This window comes from Pseudomonas sp. MT3 (assembly GCF_054720805.1).
Genome location: NZ_JBTVPY010000010.1, coordinates 117,571 through 143,485 on the forward strand (window position 1 = coordinate 117,571; position 25,915 = coordinate 143,485).

Here is a 25,915-nt window from a genome sequence, read left to right on the forward strand (position 1 = left end):
GTCGGGGAATACGCGGGCAGACCGCCGCTAAACTTCCCAGGCTTTTTCCGCTATTGAACCGGAGACTGCTCCATGCTGAAACGCACCCTGGCGCTCGCCGCCTGCTTTGCGCTGTCCTTTGCTGCGTCCGTTACCCATGCCGAAGCCCTGAAAGAACTCAAGGTCTCGGCCATCCCCGATGAAGCCCCCACCGAACTGCTGCGCAAGTTCAAGCCGCTGGGCGCCTACCTGGAAGAACAGCTGGGCATGCCGGTGAAGTTCATCCCGGTGTCCGACTATGCCGGCGTGGTCGAGGCCCTGGCTTCCGATCGCCTGGACATGGCCTGGCTGGGCGGCTTCACCTTCGTCCAGGCGCGCCTGAAGACCGGCAACGCCATCCCGCTGGTACAGCGCGAGCAGGACCAGCAGTTCACCAGCAAATTCATCACCGCCGATGCGAACGTGAAGTCGATCCAGGACCTCAAGGGCAAGACCTTCGCCTTCGGCTCCGTGTCGTCCACCTCCGGCAGCCTGATGCCGCGCTACTTCATGCAGAAGGACGGCGTGGTGCCCGAGCAGTTCTTCTCCCGCGTGGCCTATTCCGGCGCCCACGACGCCACCGTCGCCTGGGTCCAGGCCGGCAAGGTCGACGCCGGCGTGCTGAACGCCTCCGTGTGGCAAAAACTGGTCGACGCCGGCAAGGTCGACACCAACAAGGTGAAGGTCTTCGCCACCACCCCGACCTACTACGACTACAACTGGACCGTACGCGGCAACCTCGATCCGGCCCTGGCCGAGAAAATCAAGAAGGCCTTCCTCGCCCTCGACCCGAGCAAGCCGCGCGACAAGGAAATCCTCGACCTGCAGGCGGCCAGCCGCTTCATCGAGACCCAGCCTGAGAACTACCAGGGCATCGAGGAGTCGGCGCGCGCCGCAGGCCTCTTGAAGTGACCCTGGAACTGACCGGCGTGGAGCACGTCCACGCCAATGGCCAGCGTTCGCTCGCCGGCATCGACCTCACGGTCGGAGCCGGCGAGCGGGTGGCGATCATCGGCCCCTCGGGCGCCGGCAAGACCACCCTGCTGCGTATCCTGGCCACCGCCCTGAAACCCTCGGCGGGCCGCTTCGAACTGCTCGGTGCCCAACCCTGGGCGCTGGGCGACGCCGCACGCCAGCGCCTGCGCGCGCGCATTGCGCTGGTACACCAGGCGCCGCCGCTGCCGCCGCGCCAGCGGGTGGTCACCGCCGTACTCGCCGGCCGCCTCGGCCAGTGGTCGCTGGGCAAGAGCCTGGCCAGCCTGCTTTACCCGCTCGACAGCACCGGCGCCCGCGCCGAACTGCAACGCCTGGACCTGGGCGACAAGCTGTTCGAACGCTGCGACCAGCTTTCCGGCGGCCAGCTGCAACGCGTCGGCATCGCCCGTGCGCTGTACCAGCAGGCCGAAGTGCTGCTGGCGGACGAACCCGTCTCGGCGATGGACCCGGTGCTCGCCGGCCATACCCTGGAAGTGCTCAGCCGCGAAGCGCAGAACCGTGGCGTGACGCTGCTGGCCAGCCTGCACGCGGTGGACCTGGCGCTGGAGCACTTCCCGCGCATCGTCGGCATCCGCGACGGCCGCATCGCCTTCGACAAGCCGGCGGAACGGGTCACCCCGGACGACCTGCGGGCGCTCTACGCCAACGAGCAACTGGGACGGCAGGACAGCGCCTCGCCGGTGGGCAAGCCGATGGTGGTGCAGATCCCGCGATGCTGACGACCTCGCCCCGCGACCCGGCCGCACTGCCGCGCCTGCTGCTCACCCTGCTCGCCCTTGCCCTGCTGTGGCCGGGCCTGCGACTCTCCGAGCTGGACATCGCCGGCCTGTTCAGCGGCGACAACGCGCGGACAATGGCCAACTTCCTCGCTGGTTTCTGGCCGCCGGCCCATGACGCCGAATTTCTCGGCCTGCTCGGCCGCGCCACCCTGGAAACCCTGGCCATCGCCACCGCCGGCATGGCGCTGGCCTGGCTGATCGCCTTCCCCAGCGCGTTGCTGGCGACCCGCGCGCTGTCGATCTCCGCCCTGCCCCGTGGCGGCCTGCCAGCCTGGTGGGCGCGTGCGCTGCGCTGGCCAGTGCGCGGGCTGCTGATCCTGCTGCGCAGCATTCCGGAGATTGTCTGGGCGCTGCTGTTCGTCCGTGCCGTGGGCCTGGGCCCCACCGCCGGCGTGCTGGCCATCGCCATCACCTACGGCGGCATGCTCGGCAAGGTCTATGCGGAAATCTTCGAGTCGGTGGACCCACGCCCGACCCGCGCCGTGCTGCTGGGCGGCGGCTCGCGCCTGCAAGCCTTCGCCTATGGAGTGCTGCCCTCGGCAGCGCCGGAACTGATTTCCTACACCGTCTACCGCTGGGAATGCGCGATCCGCGCCTCGGTGGTGATGGGCTTCGTCGGCGCCGGCGGCCTCGGCCAGCAGATCGACCTGTCGCTGCGCATGTTCGCCGGCGGCGAGGTGGCGAGCATCCTGCTGACCTTTCTGGTACTGGTGCTCGGCGCCGACCTGCTCAGCCGCTTCCTGCGCGGGAGGCTCGAATGAGCGGACCGTCTCGAGTGAACGGATTGCTGCGCAGCCTGGCCTGGCTGCTCGCCGTACTGATCGCGGTGGCGGCGTCGTTCGCCTATCTGGACATGGACACCGGCGGGCTGTTCAGTGCACGCGGGGCCGGCCAGATGCTCGATTACGCCGGGGACTTCCTCTCCCCGGACCTGTCCGCCGCGCACCTCGTGGCCGTCGGCCGCGGCGCCCTGGAAACCCTGGCCATGTCGGCCATCGGCACGCTGCTGGCGGTGCTGATCGGCCTGCTGGTCGCCCTGCCCGCCGCCGGCCGCTTCGGGCGCGTGGCCCAGAGTCTGGCGCGGCTGCTGCTCAACGCCCTGCGCGCGGTACCGGAGTTGGTCTGGGGCGCACTGATGGTGCTGGCCGCCGGACTGGGGCCGAACGCCGGCACCCTGGCCCTGGCGCTGCACACCGGCGGCGTGCTCGGCCGGCTGTTCGCCGAGGCGCTGGAGAATACGCCGAGCGCGCCGGCCGAGGCCGTGCGTCTGGCCGGCGGCGGACGCATCGCCGCCTTCGCCTATGGCACCCTGCCCGGCGTCTGGCCACAGCTGGTGGCTTATACGCTGTATCGCTGGGAGAACAATATCCGCATGGCCAGCGTGCTCGGTTTCGTCGGCGCCGGCGGACTGGGACAGATGCTCTACTTCAGCCTCAGCCTGTTCCAGCAGGCCCAGGCGGCAACGGTGATTCTCGCCATGCTGGTGCTGGTGCTGGGCGTCGATACGCTGAGCGCCTGGGCGCGGCAGCGCTGGGTGACCCATTGAGTCGGCATGCGGGTCCTGGATTTTGCGGGGGCGGACTCCGTTCGCGACTGGCCTCGTGCGGTTCGCGAGCAAGCTCGCTCCTACAAGCTCACGCCGATGTGCTCTTCGTAGGAGCGAGCTTGCTCGCGAACCCGCCCAGCGCCGGCCTTGCCGGCTGATCGCGGACGGAATCCGCTCCTACGAAACACGCCGAAGCCCAGCGTAACAGCACGCAACAAAAAGCCCGGCGCATGGCCGGGCTTTATGGATTCCAAGGAGTATCAATCCTCTTCGCCGTGTCGAATCACGTCATTGAGGTCCACTGGGTCGCCATAGTGCGTGCCGAGTTTCTGACGGATGTCCTCGAACATCGCGTCGTATTCCTTGTGATTGCGCACCACGGCGCCAAAGCGCGGATGCAGGCCGTGCTTCTGCGCGATACGGGTCGCATCGCTGGCGAAGTTGAAGGCCTGCTCCTTGGGCATGTCCCACTCTTCGCTGAAGGCATTGCGGTCGATTTCGCCTTTCATGGTGAAGTGCACGTAGGTGCCCTTCGCCGCATCCTTGCGAACTTCGTAGTGGATGTGAGCGTCAATTTCCTGCTGGTCCAGCCCCGGCATGGCCTGGAGGTGCAGATGGCCCGGTTCGAACATGGCGAATCTCCTTCGATGGAATCCCGACAGTCTAGCGCGCCTTGATGAATTGGAAATCATCCTGAGTCAGTGCAGGACGTCTTTTCGAACTCTTTCCTGGACCAGCACCCAGGGCGCGATCACCACGGCCCAGAGCTCCGGATCACGGGCAAGGAAATCCTCCGCCTGAGGCTCGTCGACCTTGCTCAACTCGCCGCTCGCAAGCCAGGCGGCAACCTTCGCCTTGTCGTCCTCGGCCACGCCCACCGCGACCTCCACCAGATCGGCGCCAGCCCCGACCTTGAGCAGGTTGCCGCGCGCGAAGAAGGGCGCGAGCTCCTGCCAGGAAATCTTCGCGGTTTCGCCAAGCAACTTGGCATAGAGGGTGCTAGCTTGTTCAGTCATGGATCTCACCTGATAAACGATCGGCGCCATGATAGCGCCGAGGCCGCGCCAGGCAAGGTCCGGGCGGTGCTTTCCGGCTGACGGAAACCCTCGGGGAGACACCGGGTAAGCGCCGTTTTTCTGTACGTTTGTGTCAATGTTGCGACATACACTCGGCCAGCCCGCCGCCTCCTGCTTTTCAAGCGGTAAAGCGGCACTCTACACTGTACCGGTACAGTTGCCGGTGGGCCTGTCCGGGGCAATCCCGGTTCGGCAGCCTTCGGCTACCAGAACTACAAAAACGAAAACACAAGAAGAGTGGAGCACTATGAAAAAGGGTACTCAGCGTCTTTCCCAGCTGTTCACCGCCTTGGCTCTGGCCGGCGTTGCCAGCTACTCCATGGCCGCCGACACCATCAAGATCGCTCTGGCCGGCCCGGTGACCGGCGCCGTCGCCCAGTACGGGGAGATGCAATTCATTGGCGCGAAGATGGCCATTGAGCAGATCAACAAGGCCGGCGGCGTAGACGGCAAGCAACTCGAAGGCGTGGTCTACGACGACGCGTGCGATCCGAAACAGGCCGTGGCCGTTGCCAACAAGATCGTCAACGATGGCGTCAAGTTCGTCGTTGGCCACCTCTGCTCCAGCTCCACTCAGCCGGCTTCCGACATCTACGAAGACGAAGGCGTGATCATGATCACCCCGGCGTCCACCAGCCCGGACATCACCTCCCGCGGTTACAAGCTGATCTTCCGTACCATCGGTCTGGACAGCCTGCAGGGCCCGACCGCCGGCAAGTTCATCGCCGAGCACATCAAGCCCAAGACCGTGGCCGTGATCCACGACAAACAGCAGTACGGCGAAGGCATCGCCACTGCCGTGAAGAAGACCCTGGAGGACGCCGGCATCAAGGTGGCCCTGTTCGAAGGCATCAACGCCGGCGACAAGGACTTCTCCGCGATGATCGCCAAGCTCAAGCAAGCCAAGGTGGACTTCGTCTACTACGGCGGCTACCACCCGGAACTGGGCCTGCTCCTGCGCCAGGCCAGCGAGAAGGGCCTGAAGGTCGGCTTCATGGGTCCGGAAGGCGTCGGCAACAAGGAAATCTCCGCCATCGCCGGCCCGGCTTCCGAAGGCCTCTACGTGACCCTGCCGAAGTCCTTCGACCAGGATCCGAAGAACAAGGCCCTGGTTGACGCCTTCAAGGCCAAGAACGAAGACCCGAGCGGTCCGTTCGTGTTCCCGGCCTACGCCGCAGTACAGGTCATCGCCGAAGGCATCAAGAAAGCCGGCAGCGAGGATACCGACAAGGTGGCAGCGGCCCTGCGCGCCAACACCTTCTCCACTCCGACCGGTGACCTGGGCTTCGACGAGAAGGGCGACCTGAAGAACTTCAACTTCGTGGTCTACCAGTGGCACAAGGACGGCACCAAGACCGAAGCCAAGTAAGCCACTTGCCTCCACACAAAGCCCACTGCCCACGCAGTGGGCTTTGTTTATCCGAGTATTCCGGGGGTCCGTCGCGCCACAAGCGCCGCTTCACGCGACGCCCGAGGAGTTAGGTAATGCCTGAGCTCTATCACTACCTGCAACAGCTGATCAACGGCCTCACCGTCGGCAGCACCTATGCCCTGATCGCCATCGGCTACACCATGGTCTACGGCATCATCGGCATGATCAACTTCGCCCACGGCGAGGTGTACATGATTGGCTCGTACGTAGCCTTCATCGTGATCACGGGGCTGGCGATGATGGGTATCGTAAGTCTACCTGTCGTCATCATCTGCACCTTCGCCGCCAGCATCATCGTCACCAGTGCCTACGGCTACGGTATCGAACGAATCGCCTACCGCCCGCTGCGCGGAAGCAACCGACTGATTCCGCTGATCTCAGCGATCGGCATGTCGATCTTCCTGCAGAACGAAGTCCTGCTCGCCCAGGACTCCAAGGACAAGGCCATCCCCAACCTGCTGCCGGGCAACTTCGTGATCGGCGCCGACGAAATGACCGGCGTGACCATCTCGTACATGCAGGTGCTGATCTTCATCGTCACCCTGCTGGCCATGTACGGCCTGTCCATGTTCATCTCCCGATCCCGTCTCGGGCGCGCCTGCCGCGCCTGCGCTGAGGACCTGAAGATGGCCAACCTGCTGGGCATCAACACCAACAACATCATCGCCCTGACCTTCGTCATCGGCGCCACCCTGGCCGCCGTGGCCGCGGTGCTGCTGGGCCTGCAGTACGGCGTGATCAACCCGCACATCGGCTTCCTGGCCGGCATCAAGGCGTTCACCGCCGCGGTGCTGGGCGGCATCGGCAGCATCCCCGGCGCCATGCTCGGCGGGCTGGTGCTCGGCGTTGCCGAAGCCTTCGGCGCCGACGTGTTCGGCGACCAGTACAAGGACGTGGTGGCGTTCACCCTGCTGGTGCTCGTCCTGCTCTTCCGCCCCACCGGCATCCTCGGCCGCCCGGAGGTGGAAAAAGTATGAGCCAGAGACTCAAGATTGCATTCTTCAGTGCCCTGCTGGTCATGGCCGTCGCCTACCCGGTGCTCGGCATCAAGCTCAGCGTCATCGGCATCGGCCTGCAGTTGGAGGGCGCCAGCCCGACCACCCTGTGGACCATCGCCGCGTGCGCGGCGGGCATGTTCGTCTGGCAACTGGTGCGCGACAAATTCCATTTCGTGACCAGTACCCGCCAGTTCCTGTCCACACCGCACACCAAGCTCGCCGAACGCCTGACCCACTCCTCGGTGCAGCGCAAGATCATCTTCGGCCTGATCATCCTCGCTCTCGCCTGGCCGTTCTTCGGCTCGCGCGGCGCGGTGGACATCGCCACGCTGATCCTGATCTACGTGCTGCTGGGCCTTGGCCTGAACATCGTGGTGGGCCTGGCGGGCCTGCTCGACCTGGGCTACGTCGGCTTCTACGCCGTGGGCGCCTACAGCTACGCGCTGCTCTCGCACTACTACGGACTGGGCTTCTGGGTGTGCCTGCCGATCGCCGGCCTGATGGCGGCCTTCTTCGGCTTCATCCTCGGCTTCCCGGTGTTGAGATTGCGCGGTGACTACCTGGCCATCGTGACCCTGGGCTTCGGCGAGATCATCCGCATCCTGCTGCGCAACCTGACCTGGCTGACCGGCGGCCCCAACGGCATCAGCAGCATCGACAAGCCGACCCTGTTCGGCCTCTCCCTCGAGCGCCGCGCCCCCGAGGGCATGCAGACCTTCCACGAGTTCTTCGGCATCGCCTACAACTCGAACTACAAGGTCGTGTTCCTCTACCTGGTCGCGCTGCTGCTGGTGCTGCTGGTGCTGTTCGTGATCAACCGCCTGTTGCGCATGCCCCTGGGCCGCGCCTGGGAAGCCTTGCGTGAAGACGAGATCGCCTGCCGCGCCCTGGGCCTGAACCCGACGATCATCAAGCTCTCCGCCTTCACCCTCGGCGCCTGCTTCGCCGGTTTCGCCGGCAGCTTCTTCGCTGCGCGCCAGGGCCTGGTAACGCCGGAGTCCTTCACCTTCATCGAGTCGGCGACCATCCTCGCCATCGTCGTGCTGGGTGGCCTGGGTTCGCAGTTGGGCGTGATCCTGGCTGCCGTGGTGATGATCCTGCTGCCGGAGCTCATGCGCGAGTTCAGCGAGTACCGCATGCTGATGTTCGGCGCCATCATGGTGCTGATGATGATCTGGCGTCCGCAGGGGTTGCTGCCCATGCAGCGCCCGCACCTGGAGTTGCGCAAATGAGCCAGACCATTCTCGATGTAAAAGGCCTGACCATGCGCTTCGGCGGCCTGCTGGCCGTCAACGGTGTGGCCCTGGACGTGAAAGAGAAGCAGGTGGTCTCGATGATCGGCCCCAACGGCGCCGGCAAGACCACCGTGTTCAACTGCCTGACCGGCTTCTACCAGCCCACCGGCGGTGAAATCCTCCTGCGTGGCGAGGCCGTGCAGGACCTGCCCGGCCACAAGATCGCCCATAAGGGTGTGGTGCGGACGTTCCAGAACGTTCGCCTGTTCAAGGAAATGACCGCGGTGGAGAACCTGCTGGTCGCCCAGCACCGCCACCTCAACACCAACTTCCTTGCCGGCCTGCTGAAGCTGCCGTCCTTCCGCCGCAGCGAGGCGGAGGCGCTGGACTACGCCGCGCACTGGCTGGAGATCGTCAACCTCAAGGACATCGCCAACCGCCCGGCGGGCACCCTCGCCTACGGCCAGCAGCGCCGTCTGGAGATCGCCCGCTGCATGATGACCCGTCCGCAGCTGTTGATGCTGGACGAACCGGCAGCCGGCCTGAACCCGCGGGAAACCGAGGACCTCAAGGCGCTGATCGCCATGCTACGCGCCGAACACGGCGTCACCGTGCTGCTGATCGAGCACGACATGAAGCTGGTGATGAGCATTTCCGACCATATCTACGTGATCAACCAGGGCACCCCGCTTGCGGACGGTACCCCGGAGGAAATCCGCGGCAACCCGGATGTGATCAAAGCCTATCTGGGGGAGGCCTGAGTCATGCTGAAGTTCGACAAGGTTTCCACCTTCTACGGCAAGATCCAGGCGCTGCACGAGGTCAGCATGGAAGTCCAGCAGGGTGAGATCGTCACCCTGATCGGCGCCAACGGGGCCGGCAAGTCGACCCTGCTGATGACCCTCTGCGGCTCGCCACGCGCGGCCTCGGGCAGCATCACGTACCTGGGCGAGGAGCTGGTCGGCAAGGAGTCCTCCGTGATCATGCGCAAGAGCATCGCCGTCGTGCCGGAAGGCCGCCGCGTGTTTGCCCGCCTGACCGTGGAGGAGAACCTGGCGATGGGCGGTTTCTTCACCAGCAAGGGCGACTACCAGGAGCAGATGGACAAGGTCCTGGCGCTCTTCCCGCGCCTGAAGGAACGCTTCAGCCAACGCGGCGGCACCATGTCCGGCGGTGAACAGCAGATGCTCGCCATCGGCCGTGCGCTGATGAGCAAGCCCAAGCTGCTGCTGCTCGACGAACCGTCCCTGGGCCTTGCGCCGATCATCATCCAGCAGATCTTCGACATCGTCGAACAGCTGCGCCAGGAAGGCGTGACCGTCTTCCTCGTCGAGCAGAACGCCAACCAGGCGCTCAAGCTCGCCGACCGTGGCTATGTGCTGGAGAACGGCCGCATCGTCATGCAGGATACCGGCGCCAACCTGCTGGTGAACCCCAAGGTGCGCGACGCGTACCTCGGCGGCTGACGTCCCGCGCTGCAATGAAAAACGGCCCTTCGGGGCCGTTTTTCATTGGCTCGCACAAAGCGGCTCTTCGCACGCCTACCAGGCAACCCGCGACCCTGGATGGGCGCCAACTGCAGGAGCAACTGTCTTCTTCCGGGGTTACCCCTGCCCGTGCATCCCCCTCGCCCCAACCTTCCGGGATGAGGGGGAATGCCCGGGCACAGGCCTCCTCAGACGCAACCCGGCGTTCCTCAGGCGTCCTTCTTCACCCTGAACCACGCCGCATAGAGCGCCGGCAGGAACAGCAGGGTCAGCACCGTAGCGACGATCAGGCCACCCATGATCGCCACCGCCATCGGGCCGAAGAACACGCTGCGCGACAGCGGGATCATCGCCAGCACCGCCGCCAGGGCGGTCAGCACGATGGGACGGAAGCGCCGCACCGTGGCCTCGATGATCGCGTGCCAGGTGTCCAGGCCGTGGGCGCGGTCCTGTTCGATCTGGTCCACCAGGATCACCGAGTTGCGCATGATCATCCCGGCCAGGGCGATGGTGCCAAGCATCGCCACGAAGCCGAAGGGCTTCTGGAAGATCAGCAGGAACAGGGTCACCCCGATCAGCCCCAGCGGCGCGGTGAGGAACACCATGATCATCCGCGAGAAGCTGCGCAGCTGCAGCATCAGCAGGCTGAGCACCACCACGATGAACAACGGAATACCGGCGTTCACCGAGTTCTGCCCCTTGGCCGAATCCTCCACGGTGCCGCCGACGTCCAGCAGGTAGCCGTCGGGCAGCTCGGCGCGGATCGGATCCAGGGTCGGCGAAATCTGCTTCACCAGGGTCGCCGGCAGCGAGTCGTCGTAGATGTCGGCTCGCACGGTCACGGTAGGCAGGCGGTTGCGCCGCCAGATGATGCCTTCCTCGAAGCCGTATTCCAGGGTCGCCACCTGCGACAGCGCCACACTGCGGCCGCTGCTGGTCTGCATCGACAGGCTGGGCAGCTGCGACAGGTCATGCCGCTCGCGATCGTCGCCGCGCAGGAGGATTTCGATCAGCTCGTTGTCCTCGCGGTAGAAGCTCACGGTGGAACCGGTCAGCGAGCTCTGCAGGAACTGCGAGATGTCTGCCGTGCTCACCCCGAGGGCGCGGGCGCGCTCCTGATCGATGTCGAGGAACACCGCCTTGCTCGGTTCTTCCCAATCCAGGTGTACGTTCACCACGTGGGGGTTCTCGCGCATCTTGTCGGCGACCTTGCGCGCCAGCGCGCGGACTTCCGGGATGTGCTCACCGGAGACGCGGAACTGCACCGGATAGCCCACCGGCGGGCCGTTCTCCAGACGGCTGATGCGCGTGCGCAGGGTCGGGAAGTCTTCGTTCATGTGCTTGATCAGCCACTGGCGAATCTCTTCACGGGACTCCAGGCTTTTGGCCAGGACCACGAACTGGGCGAAGCTCGCCGCCGGCAGTTGCTGGTCCAGCGGCAGGTAGAAGCGCGGCGAACCGGTGCCGACGTAGGCCACGTAGTTATCGATGCCCGGATGCTCGGCGAGCATCTTCTCCAGGCGGTTGACCTGCTCGGTGGTGGCGGCCAGCGAATCGCCCTCGGCCAGCTTCAGGTCGACCAGCAGCTCCAGTCGCGCCGACGGCGGGAAGAACTGCTGCGGCACCAGGCGGAACAGCATGATCGAGCCGATGAAGGCTGCCACGGTCAGCAGGATCACCGTCTTGCGGTAACGCACGCACCATTCCACCAGGCGCCGGAAGCGCTGGTAGAACGGCGTCGAATAGGGATCATGGCCCTTGTCGCTGCCGCCGTGCTTCTCGGCGTAGCGCTTGGCCAGGTCCGGCAGCAGCTTCTCGCCCAGGTAGGGCACGAACACCACGGCGGCGATCCACGACACCAGCAGCGCGATGGTCACCACCTGGAACAGCGAGCGGGTGTATTCGCCGGTGCCCGACTGCGCGGTGGCGATGGGCAGGAAGCCGGCGGCGGTGACCAGGGTGCCGGTGAGCATCGGGAAGGCCGTGCTGGTCCAGGCGTAACTCGCGGCCTTGAGCCGGTCGTAGCCCTGCTCCATCTTCACCGCCATCATCTCCACGGCGATGATCGCGTCGTCCACCAGCAGCCCCAGCGCCAGCACCAGCGCGCCGAGGGAAATCTTGTGCAGGCCGATGCCGAAGTAGTACATGCAGGCGAAGGTCATCGCCAGCACCAGCGGGATCGACAACGCCACCACCAGGCCGGTGCGCAGACCGAGGGAGAAGAAGCTCACCAGCAGCACGATGATCAGCGCCTCGGCCAGCACGCGGACGAACTCGCCCACGCCTTCGCGCACCGCCGCCGGCTGGTCGGACACCTTGCGCAGTTGCATGCCGGCCGGCAGGGTCTGCTGCAGGCGCTCGAACTCGGCGTCGAGCTTCTTGCCCAGTACCAGGATGTCGCCGCCGTCCTTCATGGCCACGGCGATGCCGATGGCGTCCTCGCCCATGAAGCGCATGCGCGGCGCGGGCGGATCATTGAAGCCGCGATGGACCTCGGCGACGTCGCCGATGCGGAAGGTGCGATCGCCGACACGGATCGGGAAGGAGCGGATGTCCTCCACCGAATCGAAACGTCCGGACACGCGCAGCTGCACGCGGTCGGTCGCGGTCTCGAAGAAGCCGGTGGCGGTCACCGCGTTCTGCTCTTCCAGCGCCTTCTGCACCGCCGCCAGCGGCAGGCCGAGGGTGGCGAGCTTGGTGTTGGACAGGTCGATCCAGATTTTCTCGTCCTGCAGGCCGATCAGTTCGACCTTGCCGACGTCCTTGATGCGCTGCAGCTGCAGTTGCAGGCGGTCGGCGTAGTCCTTGAGCACCGCGTAGTCGAAGCCCTTGCCGGACAGCGCGTAGATGTTGCCGAAGGTGGTGCCGAACTCGTCATTGAAGAACGGCCCCTGGATGCCCTGCGGCAGGGTGTAGCGGATATCGCTGACCTTCTTGCGGATCTGGTACCAGAGTTCGGGAACGTCGCGGGAGCGGAAGTCCTCGCGGGCGACGAAGGTCACCTGGGATTCACCGGGTCGGGAGAAGGAGATGATGCGGTCGAAGTCGCCGGTTTCCATCAGCTTCTTCTCGATGCGCTCGGTGACCTGGCGCGACACCTCCTCGGCGGTCGCGCCCGGCCAGTTGGTCTTCACCACCATCGCCTTGAAGGTGAACGGCGGGTCCTCGCTCTGCCCCAGCTTGGTGTACGACAGCGTACCGACAATGCCCAGCAGCAACATGAGGAACAGGACGATCTGGCGGTTCTGCAGCGCCCAGGCGGAAAGGTTGAATTGCATCGGGCGTTACTCCTTCGCCACCAGCTTGATCGAACGGTTCTCCCGATCGACCGGCCGTACCTCCTGACCTTCACGCAATACCTGAACGCCCGCCGCCACCACCCAGTCGTCGCTACTCAGCCCTTCGAGCACCGGCACGCGATCCTCGGCGTAAGGACCGATGCGCACCGGGCGGCGATGCAGGGTGGAACTCTTCGGATCGACCACCCAGACGAACGGCTGGCCGCCCTCGGCGGTCAGCGCGGCCAGCGGCACCGCCAGCGGCACAGAACCTTCGGCATGGATGTAGACCCGCGCACTCTGACCCAGCTCGGCGGGCACCTTGGCGTCATCGAACGCGACTCGCGCAGCGAAGGTGCGCGACTGCGGATCGGCCGCCGGCGACAGCTCGCGAATCTTGCCGCTGAAGCGCTTGTCGCGCTGCGACCAGAGTTCGACGCTCACCGCCTCGCCGACGCGGAAGCGGTCGATAGCATGTTCGGGGAAGCTGATCAGCACTTCGCGGTCGCCGTCGGCGGCGAGGGTGAAGACGGTCTGCCCGGCGGCGACCACCTGCCCCACTTCCACCCGACGGGTGGCGATCACGCCGTCCTGGGGCGCACGCAGCACCGCATAGCCCGCCTGGTTGCGGGCCACGTCGTACTCGGCGCGGATCTGTTTCACCCGCGCCGCGCCGGCGCGGTAGGTGTTCTCGATGTTGTCGAACTGCGACTGGCTGACCAGTTGGCGTTCGAGCAGCGTCTTGTAGCGGGAGTATTCGGAGCGGACGGTCTGCAGGTTGGCCTCGGCGGCCGCCACCTGGGCGCGGGTCGCTTCCAGTTGCAGGCGTACGTCCTCGGGGTCCAGCTCCGCCAGCGGCTGGTCCTTCTTCACGCGCTCGCCGGTTTCCACCAGGCGCTTGCTGACTTTTCCGCCAATACGAAAGGCCAGTTCAGGCTCATGACGGGCATGTACCTCGCCGGGGTAGGCTTCGGTAACATCCCGGGCCGGCAGCGGCTGCACCACCATCGCCGGACGCGCCGCCGGCTTGGGCGGTTCACCGTTACCGCAGGCAGTCAGGGACAGGGAAAGGACAGCAGGAAGCGCGACAGACAGAGCATGGCGGAACATGATGTGTGACCTTTCGCAAAACGCGGTTGAATTCTTATACTCCCCGGTATAGTAAAAATACAGAACCCACCAGTCCAGTATTTGAAATGTAAAATCATGTCACCATCTACTCCCTCCAACGGGCCGGGTCGCCCCAAGGACCCCGCCAAACGCAAGGCCATCCTCGAAGCGGCGAAGGATCTGTTCATTCGCTTCGGCTACGACGGCAGCAGCATGGAAGCCATCGCCGCCGAGGCTGGCGTGTCGAAGCTCACCGTCTACAGCCACTTCACCGACAAGGAAACGCTGTTCGTCGAAGCGGTGCAGGCCAAGTGCGCCGAACGCATGCCTGAACTCTTCGCCGAGCCGCCGACCGACGCGCCGCTGGAAAGCCTGCTGCTGAACCTGGCGCGCGGCTTCAACCAGTTGATCAACAGCCCCGAGGCGATTTCCCTGAGCCGGCTGATGGTGGCCCAGGGCGCGGGGAACCCGCACTTGTCGCAACTCTTCTTCGAGGCCGGCCCGCAGCGCGTGCTGGAGCAGATGGAGCGTCTGCTGGCGCAGGCGCGCGAGCAGGGCAGCCTGCAGATGGACAGCCCTCGCCGGGCCGCCGAGCATTTCCTGATGCTGGTGCAGGGCTGCGTGCACTTCCGCCTGCTGATCGGCTGCGAAACGCCGCCCACGGAAGCAGAAGCCGAAGCACACGTGCAGGAAGTGGTGGCGCTGTTCCTCAAGGCCTTCCGACCATGACAGAGCACCCTCTGTAGGAGCGAGCTTGCTCGCGAACGGATCTCCCGGTCGCTCCGACGCTGGGCGGGTTCGCGAGCAAGCTCGCTCCTACAAGAGCCGCTCCGGATCCAACCGGCAGGACTTCGTCCGCGATCATCCTCGCAGCGGGGCTGGATCGCGGACGGAGTCCGCCCCTACGAAAACGGACGTATCAGCCCTTCAGGCTCTTCAGCGGATAGATGTCGTAGCGGCTGGACTTGCCCTCGAGGCTGTAGCTCGGCTTTTGCCCCTCGATGATCGGCGCCTTGCGCGGGCGCTTGACCACCACCCGGTGGCTGGCCAGTTTCAGGGCCGCTTCCAGCAGCGCCGGGGCGTCCAGGTCGTCGCCCACCAACGGGCGGAACAGGCGCATTTCCTTCTTCACCAACGCGCTCTTGTCGCGGTGCGGGAACATCGGGTCGAGGTAGACCACCTGCGGTGCCTCCCCTTCCCAGGCGGCCATGCGTTCGATGGCGTTGCCCTGCAGCAGGCGCATGCGCGCGACGATGGCACCCACCTCGAAATCACCCGCCGCGCGGGCCAGGCCGTCCTCCAATAGCGCGGCGATGATCGGCTGGCGCTCGGTCAGGTGCATCTCGCAACCCAGGGTCGCCAGCACGAAGGCATCGCGGCCCAGGCCAGCGGTGGCGTCCAGCACGTGGGGACGCACGCCCGGCTGGATGCCGACCGCCTTGGCGATCATCTGTCCGCTGCCGCCGCCGAACTGCCGGCGATGGGCGGTGGCGCCTTCGAGGAAATCCACCCGCACCGGGCCGGGCGAATCCGGCCCCAGTTGCAACAATTGCAGACCGTGCTCGCCCAGTTGCAGGGCGAAGTCCGCCTCCCCCTCGCCCATCGGCAACCCGAGCCGCTGCGCCCACTGCTCGGCGGCGGCCTGCCAGGCAGGCGCCAGCGCCTGGACGACGATGCGCGGCGGAGTGAGGGTCTCGGTCATGGCGGGGCGGTCCTGGAAAAAACCGCGATTCTAGCGCAGCGCGCCGCTCAACGGACCCGGCGAGCCCTCAGCCCCGGAACAACTGATTGATCCGCTCAAACGGGATCGCCTCGCCCATTGGCTGCAGGTCGCCGCTGCCCGCCAGTGCCTCTGCGGCGTGGAAGAACGCACCATAGGCCACCCGCGCCAGGCTGGAGCCGACGCTGACGCGCTTCACGCCCAGCCCGGCCAGCTCGGCGAGGTTGAGTTCCAGCGCGGGCGAACCGACCAGCACATTCACCGGACGCGGCGCCACCGCACTGACCACCGCGGCGATTTCCGCTCGGGTCTTCAGCCCCGGCGCATAGAGCACATCGGCCCCCGCCTCGGCGAAGGCCACCAGGCGGCGGATGGTGTCGTCCAGATCGTTGCGGCCGTGCAGCAGGTTTTCCGCCCGCGCCGCCAGGGTGAAGTGGAACGGCAGGGCACGGGCGGCCCGCACGGCGGCGCGGACCCGTTCCACGGCCAGTTCCAGCGGATAGATCGGGGTGTCCGGGCGTCCGCTGGCATCCTCGATGGAGCCGCCGACCAGCCCGCAGGCGGCGGCGAGGCGGATGGTCTCGGCGCAGTCCTCCGGTTCGTCGCCGTAACCGTTTTCCAGATCGGCGGCGACGGGCAACGGCGTCGCCTCGATGATCGCCCGGGCATTGGCCAGCGCTTCCTCGCGGCTCACCGTACCTTCGGCATCACGCCGGCCGAGGGAGAACGCCAGGCCCGCACTGGTGCTGGCGAGCGCTTCGAAGCCCAGGTGGGCGAGCATCTTCGCCGAGCCGGCGTCCCAGGGGTTGGGCAGAATGAACAGGCCGTCGCGCTGGTGCAGCGCCCGGAACGCTTCGCCGCGCTGTTGCTGGGTAGTCATGGCGGTCTCCTTGGCGATCGGAAAAGGAAGGAGCAGGTTAGCCCCCTCCCCCGCAAGGCGCCATCGGGAACAGCGGCTCAGAGCAGGCCGAGCTGTTCCACTTCCGGCTTCGGCTCGAGCAGCGCCGGCAGCCCCGGCAGACGCTCGCGCAGCAGGGCGTGGAAGCATCGCGCCTGTTCGGCGGCGCGGTGGTTGTCCGGGGTGTGCAGGAAGACATGAGGCGTCAGGCCCTGCTCGATCCACTCGGCGACCTTGGCCACCCACGGCGTGAGGTAGGTGGCGTTGGCGTCCAGGTCGGGCCCGCCGATGAAACGCACCTGCGGGCTATCGCTGAAGGCCGCCGGACGCACCGGCACCTTCGGCTTCTTCGATTGCGCATGCAGCACGGCCGGGTCGTCGGAGCGGCAGGCGAAGAGTGCGCGGGCGTCCAGGCAGATGCGCTCGACGCCACGTTCCAGCAGCAACCGGTTCAACGCCCGCTCCTCCTCGCCCTTGGCGAAGAACGCCGGATGCCGTACCTCCACCGCGATCCGACGTTCGGCGAAGGCATCCAGCCAGGCCGCCAGTTCGCCGAGACGATCGGGGCCGAAGCTCGCGGACACCTGCAGCCACAACGGCATCACCCGTTCGCCCAGGGGCGCCAGCAGGTCGAGAAAGTCCCGGGTGTTTTCCAACTGCCCGCGCAGGTCGCCTTCGTGGCTGATGTCACGGGGCAGCTTGGCGCAGAAATGAAAGTTCCCCGGCATGGTCTGCGCCCAGCGTTTCAGGGTTTCGACATTGGGCCGGGCGTAGAAGGTGGTGTTGCCTTCCACCGCGTTGAACACCTGGGAATAGAAACCAAGGGTTTCGGCGGCGCGCAGATCGGCGGGATAGAAGGTGCCGCGCCAGGCTGGTTCGTTCCACGAAGGGCAACCGAGGAAATACGGCAACGACATCAGGCGTAAAGGTCGAGACCCAGGACTTCCTGGCCCTCGTACGGGCCGGCCATGCTGGCGGTGCTGGCGTAGCTGGCGAGCGCCTGGGCGGCGCGGGAGCTCAGCGGGCGCTGGTACTCGAGATTGTCGCGCAGGGTGACCGGCATGCCGTAGCTGCTGGCGCTTCCGGCTTCAACGCGGCGCGCCTGCGGTTCCGGTTCGAAGCCCTGGCTGGCGGAGGTCGGCGCTGGCTGCTCGCGGCGGCTCTCGACATCACGCTGCACCTCCCGATACGGCGTGACCGCAGTGCCCGTGCGGGCAGTACGCTCAGGCGCCTGGGATGTGGAGATGAAGCCGTCGATACGCATTGGCTGGAAACTCGGAGGGGATGCCGATCACTCTAACGAGCGCCCCATGCCTTGGCAATTGGCATGGCTCAGGCCTTCTTGGGGGTCGCCACGTTGTCGCGCAGATAAACCGGCTGGGCCTGCTCTGCGTCAACCGCATCACCCCGCGCCCAGGCGAATTCGGCCAGGGTCAGCAGGTCTTCGGAGTGCGGCAGCAGACTGGCGTCGTGGGCCGCGACCGTCACCGCCAGGCGCTCCTCGAAGCCCCAGCCGGTGCCGGAGCCGAACCACTCGCCCTGGGCATCGCCCGGCAGCGCCACGCGCTCCGGCGGCAGCACCGCTTCCACCCCGGCCAGGCGCATCTCGCCCTGCTCCAGGCGGTAGCAGCCCCAGTAGACCTCGTCCATGCGCGCATCGATGGCCGCCGCTACCTGGCTGGCGCCGTGCTCGCGGTAGGCACGCTGGGCCAGCACCGCCAGATCGGAAATCGGCAGCACCGGCTTCTGCAGGGCGAAGGCCAGGCCCTGGACCACGCCGATGGCGATGCGCACGCCGGTGAAGGCGCCGGGGCCACGGCCGAAGGCGATGGCCTCCACGGCGGACAGCTCGATACCGGCTTCGCCGAGGATATCCCGCACCATCGGCAGCAGGCGCTGGGCGTGCAGACGCGGGATCACCTCATGGCGAACAAACCGGCGGCCGTCATGCAGCAGCGCGACGGAACAGGCTTCGGTCGAGGTATCCAGGGCCAGCAGCGTGGGCATGGTGCTTTCCTTAAACGATAAAAGCAGGGCGATGAAAAAGGGCGCGCATTATAAACGCCAAAGGCCCGCATTGTGCGGGCCTTTGGCATTGCGCGGGGCAATCAGCTGAGGGCAGTGAGCACCTTGGCGGTGATCTGCTCCACCGAGCCGACACCTTCGACGCAGGTGTACTTCGGAGTACCTTCGACGGCGGCCAGCTTCTGGTAGAAGTCGACCAGCGGCTTGGTCTGCGAGTGGTAGACCGACAGGCGGTGACGCACGGTTTCTTCCTTGTCGTCTTCGCGCTGCAGCAGGTCTTCGCCGGTCACGTCATCCTTGCCTTCCACCTTCGGCGGATTGTGCTGGATGTGGTAGACGCGGCCCGAGGCGGCGTGCACACGGCGGCCCGCCATGCGGCCGACGATTTCCTCGTCGTCCACGGCGATCTCGACCACGTGGTCGATGGTGACGCCGGCTTCCTTCATGGCCTCGGCCTGGGGAATGGTGCGCGGGAAACCGTCGAACAGGAACCCGTTGATGCAGTCGGGCTGGGCGATGCGCTCTTTCACCAGGTTGATGATCAGGTCATCGGAGACCAGGCCGCCGGCGTCCATCACGCTCTTGGCCTTCAGGCCCAGTTCGGTGCCCGCCTTGACCGCCGCGCGCAGCATGTCGCCGGTGGAGATCTGCGGAATGCCGAACTTCTCAGTGATGAAGCGAGCCTGGGTACCTTTGCCGGCACCGGGCGCCCCGAGCAGAATCACACGCATCGATATGCTCCTTTAATACTTGTTAAGCGAAATCACGGATCCGCCTCGTGGGGCCAATCTCATCATGCTTTGAATGGCGCAGATGCGCGCCGAAAGGTTGCTCACGATACACAGCGGCCCCCCACCACACAAGCCGCCCCTGGCGACCGCACAAGCCAGCCGGGGGCAGACGAAACACCCCCGGCGAGCGATCAAATTACCGTCATTCTGCCCTTGCGCAATCCACCATTGGTGGGGGGGTGGCAGTGCCTCAACCGGTGTTGCGCAGACCCGCGGCGATGCCCGCCACCGTAACCAGCATGGCCTGCTCCAGACCGCCGCAGGCGTCGCCAGTACAGCGCCGGGAGCGAGCGAGGAGCTCCGCCTGGAGCAGGTGCAACGGGTCCAGGTAGGTGTTGCGCACGCTGATCGACTCGCGGGTTTCGGCGGCGTTGCCGAGCAACTGGGACTGCCCGGTCAGCCCCAGTACCACGCGCACCGACTGCGACAATAGGTCGCGTAAATGCACCCCTAATGGTCGCAGTTCCGATTGCACCAGTCGTTCGTCGTAGAGCTGGGCGATTTCCCGGTCGGCCTTGGCCAGCACCATCTCCAGCATATCGATGCGGGTGGTGAAGAACGGCCACTCCTTGCGCATGCGCCCCAGCAGCGCGCCCTCGCCACGTTCGATGGCGTTGAGCAGCGCGTTTTCCCAGCCCAGCCAGGCCGGCAACATCAGGCGCGTCTGGGTCCAGGCGAAGATCCAGGGAATCGCCCGCAGGCTTTCCACCCCGCCCTCACGGCGCTTGGCCGGGCGGCTGCCCAGTGGCAGGCGGCCGAGCTCCTGCTCCGGGGTGGCCTCGCGGAAGTAGTCGACGAACTGCATGTTCTCCCGCACCACCGCGCGGTAGGCCGCCAGGCCGTCGGCGGCGAGCCGGTCCATCTCCTCGCGCCAGGCCGGTTCCGGCACCGGCGGCGGCTGCAGCGTGGCCTCCAGCACGGCGGCAAGGTAAAGGTTGAGGTTCTGCTCGGCGATGCCCGGCAGGCCGAACTTGAAGCGGATCATCTCGCCCTGCTCGGTGGTGCGGAAACGCCCGGCCACCGAACCCGGCGGCTGCGAAAGGATCGCCGCGTGGGCCGGGCCGCCGCCACGGCCGACGGTGCCGCCACGACCATGAAACAACAGCAATTCGACGCCGTGGTTGCGACAGATTTCCACCAGCGCCTCCTGCGCGCGGTACTGCGCCCAGGCGGCGGCCAGGGTGCCGGCGTCCTTGGCCGAGTCGGAGTAGCCGATCATCACTTCCTGCGGGCCGGCCAGGCCGGTGCGGTAGCTGTCCAGGCTGAGCAGGCGGTCGATGCAGGGACCGGCGTTGTCCAGGTCTTCCAGTGTCTCGAACAGCGGCACCACGCGCATCGGCCGTTGCAGCCCGCACTCCTTGAGCAGCAATTGCACGGCGAGCACGTCGGACGGCTGCCCGGCCATCGAGATCACGTAGGAACCCAGCGATGCCGCCGGGGCCTCGGCCACCACCCGGCAGGTGGCCAGGACTTCGGCGGTTTCCGGCGATGCCAGGTAGTTCGCCGGCAGCAGGGGGCGGCGGCTGGCGAGTTCTTCCAGGAGGAATTCCTGGCGCACGGTTTCGTCCCACTCGGCATAGTTGCCCAGGCCGAGGTATTCGGTGATTTCGCTCATTGCCCTGGCGTGGCGCGTGGAGTCCTGGCGCACGTCCAGGCGCACCAGGAACAGGCCGAAGGTGGCGGCGCGGCGCAGGGTGTCGAGCAGCGTGCCCTCGGCGATCACGCCCATGCCGCAGTCCTGCAGCGAGCGGTAGCAGAGCTGCAGCGGATCGAGCAGTTCGCGATTGTCCTGCAGCACCTCCGCGCACGGCGCCTCGCCGCTGTGGATGGCCCGCTCGGCCCAGGCGCGGGTGGCACGCAGGCGTTCGCGCAGTTGCTTGAGCAGCGCGCGGTAGGGTTCGGCAACCGTCCCCACTTCCGCGCGCAGTTCGTCGCTGGCCTGCTGCATGGACAGGTCCGAGGCCAGGCTGTCGACATCCCGCAGGTACAGGTCGGCGGCCATCCAGCGCGCCAGCAGCAGGACTTCGCGGGTGACCGCCGCGGTGACATTGGGATTGCCGTCGCGGTCGCCGCCCATCCAGGAGGCGAAGCGGATCGGCGCGGCGGAGAGTGGCAAACGTTCGCCCAGCGTCTGTTGCAGGGTGGCGTCGATGTGCCGGAGGAAGGCCGGCAGCGCCTGCCACAGCGAGTGTTCAATGACCGCGAAGCCCCATTTGGCTTCATCCACCGGCGTCGGCCGGGTGCGGCGGATTTCCTCGGTATGCCAGGCCTCGGCGACCAGCCGCTGCAGGCGTTCGCGCACCGCTTCACGCTCTTCGGGCAGCAGGTCGCTGTGATCGCCGGCGGCCAACTGCGCGGACATGGCATCGTACTTCTGAATCAACGTGCGCCGCGCCACTTCGGTAGGGTGCGCGGTCAGCACCAGCTCGATCTCCAGTTCCGCCACCTGCCGCGCGAGGCCTTCGGCGCCGAGGCCGGACTTGCGCAGGCGTCCCAGCAGCTCACCCAGCACGCGATTCTCGAAGGGCTCCGGCTCCTTGGGCGTGCGCCGGCGGATGCGGTGGTATTGCTCGGCGATGTTGGCCAGGTTGAGGAACTGGTTGAAGGCCCGCGCCACCGGCAGCAGTTCGTCCTCGCCCAGTGCGTCGAGGGTCGCCGTCAATTGCCGGGCGCCTTCCGCCGAACCACGCCGTGCGGCCTTGGCGCCGGTGCGGATGAGTTCGATCTTGTCGAGAAAGCCTTGGCCGTACTGGGCGCGGATGGTCTGCCCCAGCAACTCGCCCAACAGGTGAACGTCCTCGCGCAGGCGCGCATCGATATCGGCCATGACTGCCTCCTTGATTGAGAGTCCATGATGGCTAAGCGTTCTACACAGTGCCGCTGGCGACACCCCCTGACAAGCGTGCGACGAACGCCTGCATTCCAGCTCGGACAGCGTCTAGGCTCAAAGTGATCCCGAGGCCATCGGGAAAACACGTCGGCGGACCCACGAGGCCCGCTCCACATGCCCGCCACGAACGGGCCACTGAGGTGAACATGAAAATCCGCGATCTGGTACGCCATTGGGAACAGAACGCCAGGGGGCGCATGACCAAGCATCACTACAGCATCCCGCTGGACGTGGAAACCGCCGCGCGCCTGGCCGCGCTGCATGACATGTATCCCAAGCGCAGCGCCGAGGAACTCCTGGGGGAACTGGTCGGCTCGGCGCTGGAGGAGCTGGAAGCGAGCTTCCCCTATGTGAAGGGACAGAAGGTGGTGGCCCTGGATGAACAGGGCGACCCGATCTACGAGGACATCGGCCCGACGCCGCGCTTCCTGCAGTTGTCGCGCAAGTACCTGCATGAGCTGACGGAGGCCGAGGGACAGGCCAATCACCCCTGAATGAAAGCGCCCCGGTCGTCGCCGGGGCGCTTTGCCTTGCCTGTAGGAGCGAGCTTGCTCGCGAACGCGCTTTCCGGTGACTCCGACCTTGGGTCGGTTCGCGAGCAAGCTCGCTCCTACGAAAGGCCCGCAGCTTTCAGTGTCGGCCGTGGACGCCTGGCACGTGCAGGTGCCCCGCCTCCGCGCAGACCTCGGGAACCACCGATGGCTCCGCCGGCTGCTCCAGTTCGCGCAGGATGCCGCAGTCCTCGCTGTTGCCCTCACCGCGACACCGGGCGCGCAGGTCACGCAGTTGCTGGCTGAGCGACTGCAACTCGGCAATCCGCACCTCGACGTGGTGCAGGTGTTCGTCGATCAGCCGGTTGGCGGTACCGCAATCGGACTCGGGGCGGTCACGCAGGCCCAGCAGGATGCGGATTTCCTCCTGGGTCATGTCCAGCGAGCGGCAATGGCGGATGAACGACAGGCGCTCCACATGGACGGCATCGTACTGCCGGTAGTTGCCCTCGCTGCGCGACGGCTCCGGCAACAGGCCCTCGCGCTCGTAGTAGCGGATGGTCTCCACGGGGCAGCCGGTCAGCTTCGCCAGTTCACCGATCTTCATCTTCGACCTCCGGGTTGAAAGACAGGCTTGACTCTGTAGTTACTACAGGGTGTGCAATCGGCAGCAACTCGTCAAACAGGAACGGACGACATGACTGCCAATCGCCAGGGCCCGATCATCCACGGCCCCGTCCAGGATCAGGAACACAGCGCTGCCGCGAGCTGCTGCGGCTGCGACAGGGGCGCGCTGCTGCGCACGCCGGTGGCCGAACCCGCCACTCGCCATCACGAGCATGATCATGACCACGGCCATGCCCATGCCCATGCCCACGATCACGATCACGATCACGATCACGGACAGGGTGAAGATCGCAGCGCGCGGGCCCGCGACGCCGCCACTGCGGCGAGCGGCGCGGCCGGCGGAGAACTGCGCTGGACCAGCCTGCGCATCGAAGCGATGGACTGCCCCACCGAGGAACGCCTGCTGCGCGATGCCCTCAGCCGGGTGCCAGCGGTGGAAAACCTCGACTTCAACCTGATGCAGCGCCTGCTGCGCGTGCAGCACCGCTTCGACAGCATCGAACCGCTGCAGAAGCTGGTGGCCTCGCTGGGCATGCAGGCCGAACCGCTCGACGACAACGCTCCGATGACTGCGCCAGCCACCCGGCACAAGCCCTGGTGGCCGCTGGCGCTGGCCGGCGTGGCGGCGGCCGTTGCGGAGTTCTTCGAATGGTTCGCCATCGGCCCGCAGTGGCTGGTAGCGGCGCTGGCGGTGGCGGCCATCCTCGGCGCCGGCCTGCCGACCTACCGCAAGGGCTGGATCGCGCTGAAGAACCGCAACCTGAACATCAACGCGCTGATGAGCATCGCGGTGACCGGCGCCATGCTGATCGGCCAGTGGCCGGAAGCGGCGATGGTCGCGGTGCTGTTCGCCATCGCCGAGCTGATCGAGGCGAAATCCCTGGAGCGCGCGCGCAACGCCATCCGTGGACTGCTGCAACTGGCGCCGGAGCTGGCCACCGTGCAGGTCGGCGGCGAATGGCGCGAGGTGCAGGCCAAGTCGGTGGCGCTGGAGTCCCGCGTCCGTGTGCGCCCCGGCGAACGCATCGCGCTGGATGGCGAAGTGCTCGACGGCCGCTCCAGCGTCAACCAGGCGCCCATCACCGGCGAAAGCCTGCCGGTGGAGAAACAGGCGGGCGACCCGCTGTTCGCCGGCACCATCAACGGCGAAAGCGCGCTGGAATACCGCGTCACCCGCGTCGCCGACGACAGCACCCTGGCGCGGATCATCCACGCCGTGGAGGAAGCCCAGGGCTCCCGCGCGCCGACCCAACGCTTCGTCGACCAGTTCTCGCGCATCTACACGCCGGTGGTGTTCCTCATCGCCATCGCCACCGCCCTGCTGCCACCGCTGTTCTTCGGCGGCGCCTGGCTGGACTGGGTGTACCGCGCGCTGGTGCTGCTGGTGATCGCCTGCCCTTGCGCCCTGGTGATCTCCACCCCGGTGACCATCGTCAGCGGCCTGTCGGCGGCGGCACGCCTGGGCATCCTGATCAAGGGCGGGGTGTTCCTCGAGCTGGGCCGTTCGCTGGCCTGGATCGCCCTGGACAAGACCGGCACCCTGACCGAAGGCCGCCCGCGCCAGACCGATTACTCGCCCCTGCGCGAACTGCCCGGCGCCAATGTGCGAGCCCTGGCCGCCAGCCTGGCCGCGCGCTCCGACCACCCGGTCTCGCAGGCCGTGGCCCGCGCCGCCGAAACGGACACTATCGCGCTCTACAACGTCGGCGAACTGACCGCCCTGCCAGGCCGTGGCGTGAAGGGAGAGATCGACGGCCGCCTCTACCATCTGGGCAACCATCGCCTGGTGGAAGAGCTGGAACTGTGCTCGACGGAACTGGAAGCCCGCCTCGACGCCCTAGAACAGCAAGGCAAGACGGTCATCGTGCTGCTCGACGACAACGGCCCGCTGGCGCTCTTCGCGGTGGCCGACGCGGTGAAGGAAACCAGCCGCGAAGCGGTGGCACAGTTGCACGAACTGGGCGTGAAAACCCTGATGCTCACCGGCGACAACCCGCACACCGCCGCCGCCATTGGCGCCCAGGTGGGCATCGATGCGGCGCAGGGCAACCTGCTGCCGGAAGACAAGCTCAATGAGGTGAAGCAGCGCCAGGAAGGCGGCTACCGTGTGGGCATGGTCGGCGACGGCATCAACGACGCCCCCGCCCTCGCCCGCGCCGACATCGGCTTCGCGATGGGCGCGGCGGGTACCGACACCGCCATCGAAACCGCCGGCGTGGCGCTGATGGACGACGACCTGCGCAAGCTACCGTCCTTCATCCGCCTGTCGCGCCGGACCCACCGCGTGCTGATCCAGAACATCAGCCTGGCGCTGGGCATCAAGGCAGTGTTCCTGGCCCTGACCCTGGCCGGCGAGGGTACGTTGTGGATGGCGGTGTTCGCCGACATGGGCGCCAGCCTGCTGGTGGTGTTCAACGGGTTGCGGCTGTTGCGGTACCAGGGTTGAACTTACCGGGTCTTACGCTCGCTCCTGCTTTTGTGCAGGAGCGAGGGGGACGCCTGGTTCTTGCTCGCGAAC

General features: G+C 66.5%; 24 protein-coding genes. 12 read left to right on the plus strand and 12 right to left on the minus strand.

Annotation, left to right across the window (positions count from 1 at the left end; all coding sequences use genetic code 11):
- Nucleotides 1-72 precede the first annotated feature (72 nt).
- Genes ACYCAX_RS12500 through phnE form a run of 4 tightly spaced genes read left to right on the plus strand, consistent with a single transcriptional unit; the run spans nt 73 to nt 3,339 of the window.
- Complete coding sequence (locus ACYCAX_RS12500) at nt 73-930, plus strand: putative selenate ABC transporter substrate-binding protein (protein WP_015478380.1); 858 nt, start codon at nt 73-75, stop codon at nt 928-930.
- A complete protein-coding gene (locus ACYCAX_RS12505) occupies nt 927-1,733 on the plus strand; it encodes a phosphonate ABC transporter ATP-binding protein (protein ID WP_015478381.1) in 807 nt (268 codons plus the stop codon). Before ACYCAX_RS12500 ends, ACYCAX_RS12505 begins: the two co-directional genes overlap by 4 nt.
- Entirely contained in the window at nt 1,727-2,554 is an 828-nt protein-coding gene (locus tag ACYCAX_RS12510; RefSeq protein ID WP_294977780.1) for a PhnE/PtxC family ABC transporter permease, read from the plus strand. The genes ACYCAX_RS12505 and ACYCAX_RS12510 overlap by 7 nt, the downstream gene beginning before the upstream one ends.
- Nucleotides 2,551-3,339, plus strand: a complete 789-nt coding sequence (gene phnE / locus ACYCAX_RS12515; protein ID WP_460248145.1) for a phosphonate ABC transporter, permease protein PhnE — start codon at nt 2,551-2,553, stop codon at nt 3,337-3,339. The genes ACYCAX_RS12510 and phnE overlap by 4 nt, the downstream gene beginning before the upstream one ends.
- 260 nt (nt 3,340-3,599) lie before the next feature.
- On the opposite strand, the gene ACYCAX_RS12520 is transcribed toward phnE, so the two are convergent.
- Nucleotides 3,600-3,971, minus strand: coding sequence for a DUF5064 family protein (locus tag ACYCAX_RS12520; RefSeq protein WP_294977782.1), 372 nt, complete (start codon nt 3,969-3,971; stop codon nt 3,600-3,602).
- A gap of 66 nt (nt 3,972-4,037) precedes the next feature.
- Nucleotides 4,038-4,355: a DUF2288 domain-containing protein gene (locus ACYCAX_RS12525; RefSeq protein ID WP_294977784.1), complete on the minus strand. Its 318-nt coding sequence runs from the start codon at nt 4,353-4,355 to the stop codon at nt 4,038-4,040.
- A 307-nt stretch (nt 4,356-4,662) separates the two neighbouring features.
- Between ACYCAX_RS12525 and ACYCAX_RS12530 the strand changes: the two genes are divergently transcribed.
- The 5 genes from ACYCAX_RS12530 to ACYCAX_RS12550 all read left to right on the plus strand — a co-directional run bounded on the left by ACYCAX_RS12530 (nt 4,663) and on the right by ACYCAX_RS12550 (nt 9,546).
- On the plus strand, nt 4,663-5,784 hold the full coding sequence (locus ACYCAX_RS12530) for a branched-chain amino acid ABC transporter substrate-binding protein (RefSeq protein ID WP_015478386.1): 1,122 nt from the start codon (nt 4,663-4,665) through the stop codon (nt 5,782-5,784).
- A gap of 116 nt (nt 5,785-5,900) precedes the next feature.
- Nucleotides 5,901-6,824 (plus strand): high-affinity branched-chain amino acid ABC transporter permease LivH, encoded by a 924-nt coding sequence (gene livH / locus ACYCAX_RS12535; protein WP_015478387.1) that lies wholly within the window; start codon nt 5,901-5,903, stop codon nt 6,822-6,824.
- Nucleotides 6,821-8,077 (plus strand): high-affinity branched-chain amino acid ABC transporter permease LivM, encoded by a 1,257-nt coding sequence (locus tag ACYCAX_RS12540; RefSeq protein WP_015478388.1) that lies wholly within the window; start codon nt 6,821-6,823, stop codon nt 8,075-8,077. Before livH ends, ACYCAX_RS12540 begins: the two co-directional genes overlap by 4 nt.
- Nucleotides 8,074-8,841: a high-affinity branched-chain amino acid ABC transporter ATP-binding protein LivG gene (gene livG / locus ACYCAX_RS12545; protein WP_015478389.1), complete on the plus strand. Its 768-nt coding sequence runs from the start codon at nt 8,074-8,076 to the stop codon at nt 8,839-8,841. Before ACYCAX_RS12540 ends, livG begins: the two co-directional genes overlap by 4 nt.
- Nucleotides 8,842-8,844: 3 nt before the next feature.
- Complete coding sequence (locus ACYCAX_RS12550; protein WP_015478390.1) at nt 8,845-9,546, plus strand: ATP-binding cassette domain-containing protein; 702 nt, start codon at nt 8,845-8,847, stop codon at nt 9,544-9,546.
- Nucleotides 9,547-9,776: 230 nt separating this feature from the next.
- Here ACYCAX_RS12550 and ACYCAX_RS12555 read toward each other — a convergent pair whose 3' ends face one another.
- Both ACYCAX_RS12555 and ACYCAX_RS12560 read right to left on the minus strand, forming a co-directional pair.
- Nucleotides 9,777-12,845 carry an efflux RND transporter permease subunit gene (locus tag ACYCAX_RS12555; RefSeq protein ID WP_460248146.1) on the minus strand — a complete coding sequence of 1,023 codons (3,069 nt, stop codon included), beginning with the start codon at nt 12,843-12,845 and terminating at the stop codon, nt 9,777-9,779.
- A gap of 6 nt (nt 12,846-12,851) precedes the next feature.
- Nucleotides 12,852-13,955 (minus strand): efflux RND transporter periplasmic adaptor subunit, encoded by a 1,104-nt coding sequence (locus ACYCAX_RS12560; protein WP_015478392.1) that lies wholly within the window; start codon nt 13,953-13,955, stop codon nt 12,852-12,854.
- A 96-nt stretch (nt 13,956-14,051) separates the two neighbouring features.
- Here ACYCAX_RS12560 and ACYCAX_RS12565 point away from each other — a divergent pair, with 96 nt between their 5' ends.
- A complete protein-coding gene (locus ACYCAX_RS12565) occupies nt 14,052-14,684 on the plus strand; it encodes a TetR/AcrR family transcriptional regulator (RefSeq protein ID WP_015478393.1) in 633 nt (210 codons plus the stop codon).
- Between the two features lie 190 nt (nt 14,685-14,874).
- On the opposite strand, the gene ACYCAX_RS12570 is transcribed toward ACYCAX_RS12565, so the two are convergent.
- The 7 genes from ACYCAX_RS12570 to ppc all read right to left on the minus strand — a co-directional run bounded on the left by ACYCAX_RS12570 (nt 14,875) and on the right by ppc (nt 22,216).
- Nucleotides 14,875-15,657: a class I SAM-dependent methyltransferase gene (locus ACYCAX_RS12570; protein ID WP_015478394.1), complete on the minus strand. Its 783-nt coding sequence runs from the start codon at nt 15,655-15,657 to the stop codon at nt 14,875-14,877.
- Between the two features lie 67 nt (nt 15,658-15,724).
- On the minus strand, nt 15,725-16,555 hold the full coding sequence (locus ACYCAX_RS12575) for an isocitrate lyase/PEP mutase family protein (protein ID WP_015478395.1): 831 nt from the start codon (nt 16,553-16,555) through the stop codon (nt 15,725-15,727).
- Nucleotides 16,556-16,632: 77 nt separating this feature from the next.
- Nucleotides 16,633-17,493 (minus strand): DUF72 domain-containing protein, encoded by an 861-nt coding sequence (locus tag ACYCAX_RS12580; protein WP_294978812.1) that lies wholly within the window; start codon nt 17,491-17,493, stop codon nt 16,633-16,635.
- Entirely contained in the window at nt 17,490-17,837 is a 348-nt protein-coding gene (locus ACYCAX_RS12585) for a hypothetical protein (RefSeq protein WP_460248147.1), read from the minus strand. The genes ACYCAX_RS12580 and ACYCAX_RS12585 overlap by 4 nt, the downstream gene beginning before the upstream one ends.
- Before the next feature lie 68 nt (nt 17,838-17,905).
- Nucleotides 17,906-18,580 carry a tRNA (adenosine(37)-N6)-threonylcarbamoyltransferase complex dimerization subunit type 1 TsaB gene (tsaB, locus tag ACYCAX_RS12590; protein ID WP_015478398.1) on the minus strand — a complete coding sequence of 225 codons (675 nt, stop codon included), beginning with the start codon at nt 18,578-18,580 and terminating at the stop codon, nt 17,906-17,908.
- Between the two features lie 101 nt (nt 18,581-18,681).
- Entirely contained in the window at nt 18,682-19,329 is a 648-nt protein-coding gene (adk, locus tag ACYCAX_RS12595; RefSeq protein ID WP_015478399.1) for an adenylate kinase, read from the minus strand.
- A 250-nt stretch (nt 19,330-19,579) separates the two neighbouring features.
- Entirely contained in the window at nt 19,580-22,216 is a 2,637-nt protein-coding gene (gene ppc / locus ACYCAX_RS12600) for a phosphoenolpyruvate carboxylase (RefSeq protein WP_294978787.1), read from the minus strand.
- 209 nt (nt 22,217-22,425) lie between these two features.
- Between ppc and ACYCAX_RS12605 the strand changes: the two genes are divergently transcribed.
- Nucleotides 22,426-22,773, plus strand: a complete 348-nt coding sequence (locus ACYCAX_RS12605) for a hypothetical protein (protein WP_015478401.1) — start codon at nt 22,426-22,428, stop codon at nt 22,771-22,773.
- A 136-nt stretch (nt 22,774-22,909) separates the two neighbouring features.
- On the opposite strand, the gene cadR is transcribed toward ACYCAX_RS12605, so the two are convergent.
- Entirely contained in the window at nt 22,910-23,377 is a 468-nt protein-coding gene (cadR, locus tag ACYCAX_RS12610; RefSeq protein ID WP_015478402.1) for a Cd(II)/Pb(II)-responsive transcriptional regulator, read from the minus strand.
- Nucleotides 23,378-23,467: 90 nt separating this feature from the next.
- Here cadR and ACYCAX_RS12615 point away from each other — a divergent pair, with 90 nt between their 5' ends.
- Nucleotides 23,468-25,843 (plus strand): heavy metal translocating P-type ATPase, encoded by a 2,376-nt coding sequence (locus tag ACYCAX_RS12615; protein ID WP_460248148.1) that lies wholly within the window; start codon nt 23,468-23,470, stop codon nt 25,841-25,843.
- Nucleotides 25,844-25,915 lie beyond the last annotated feature (72 nt).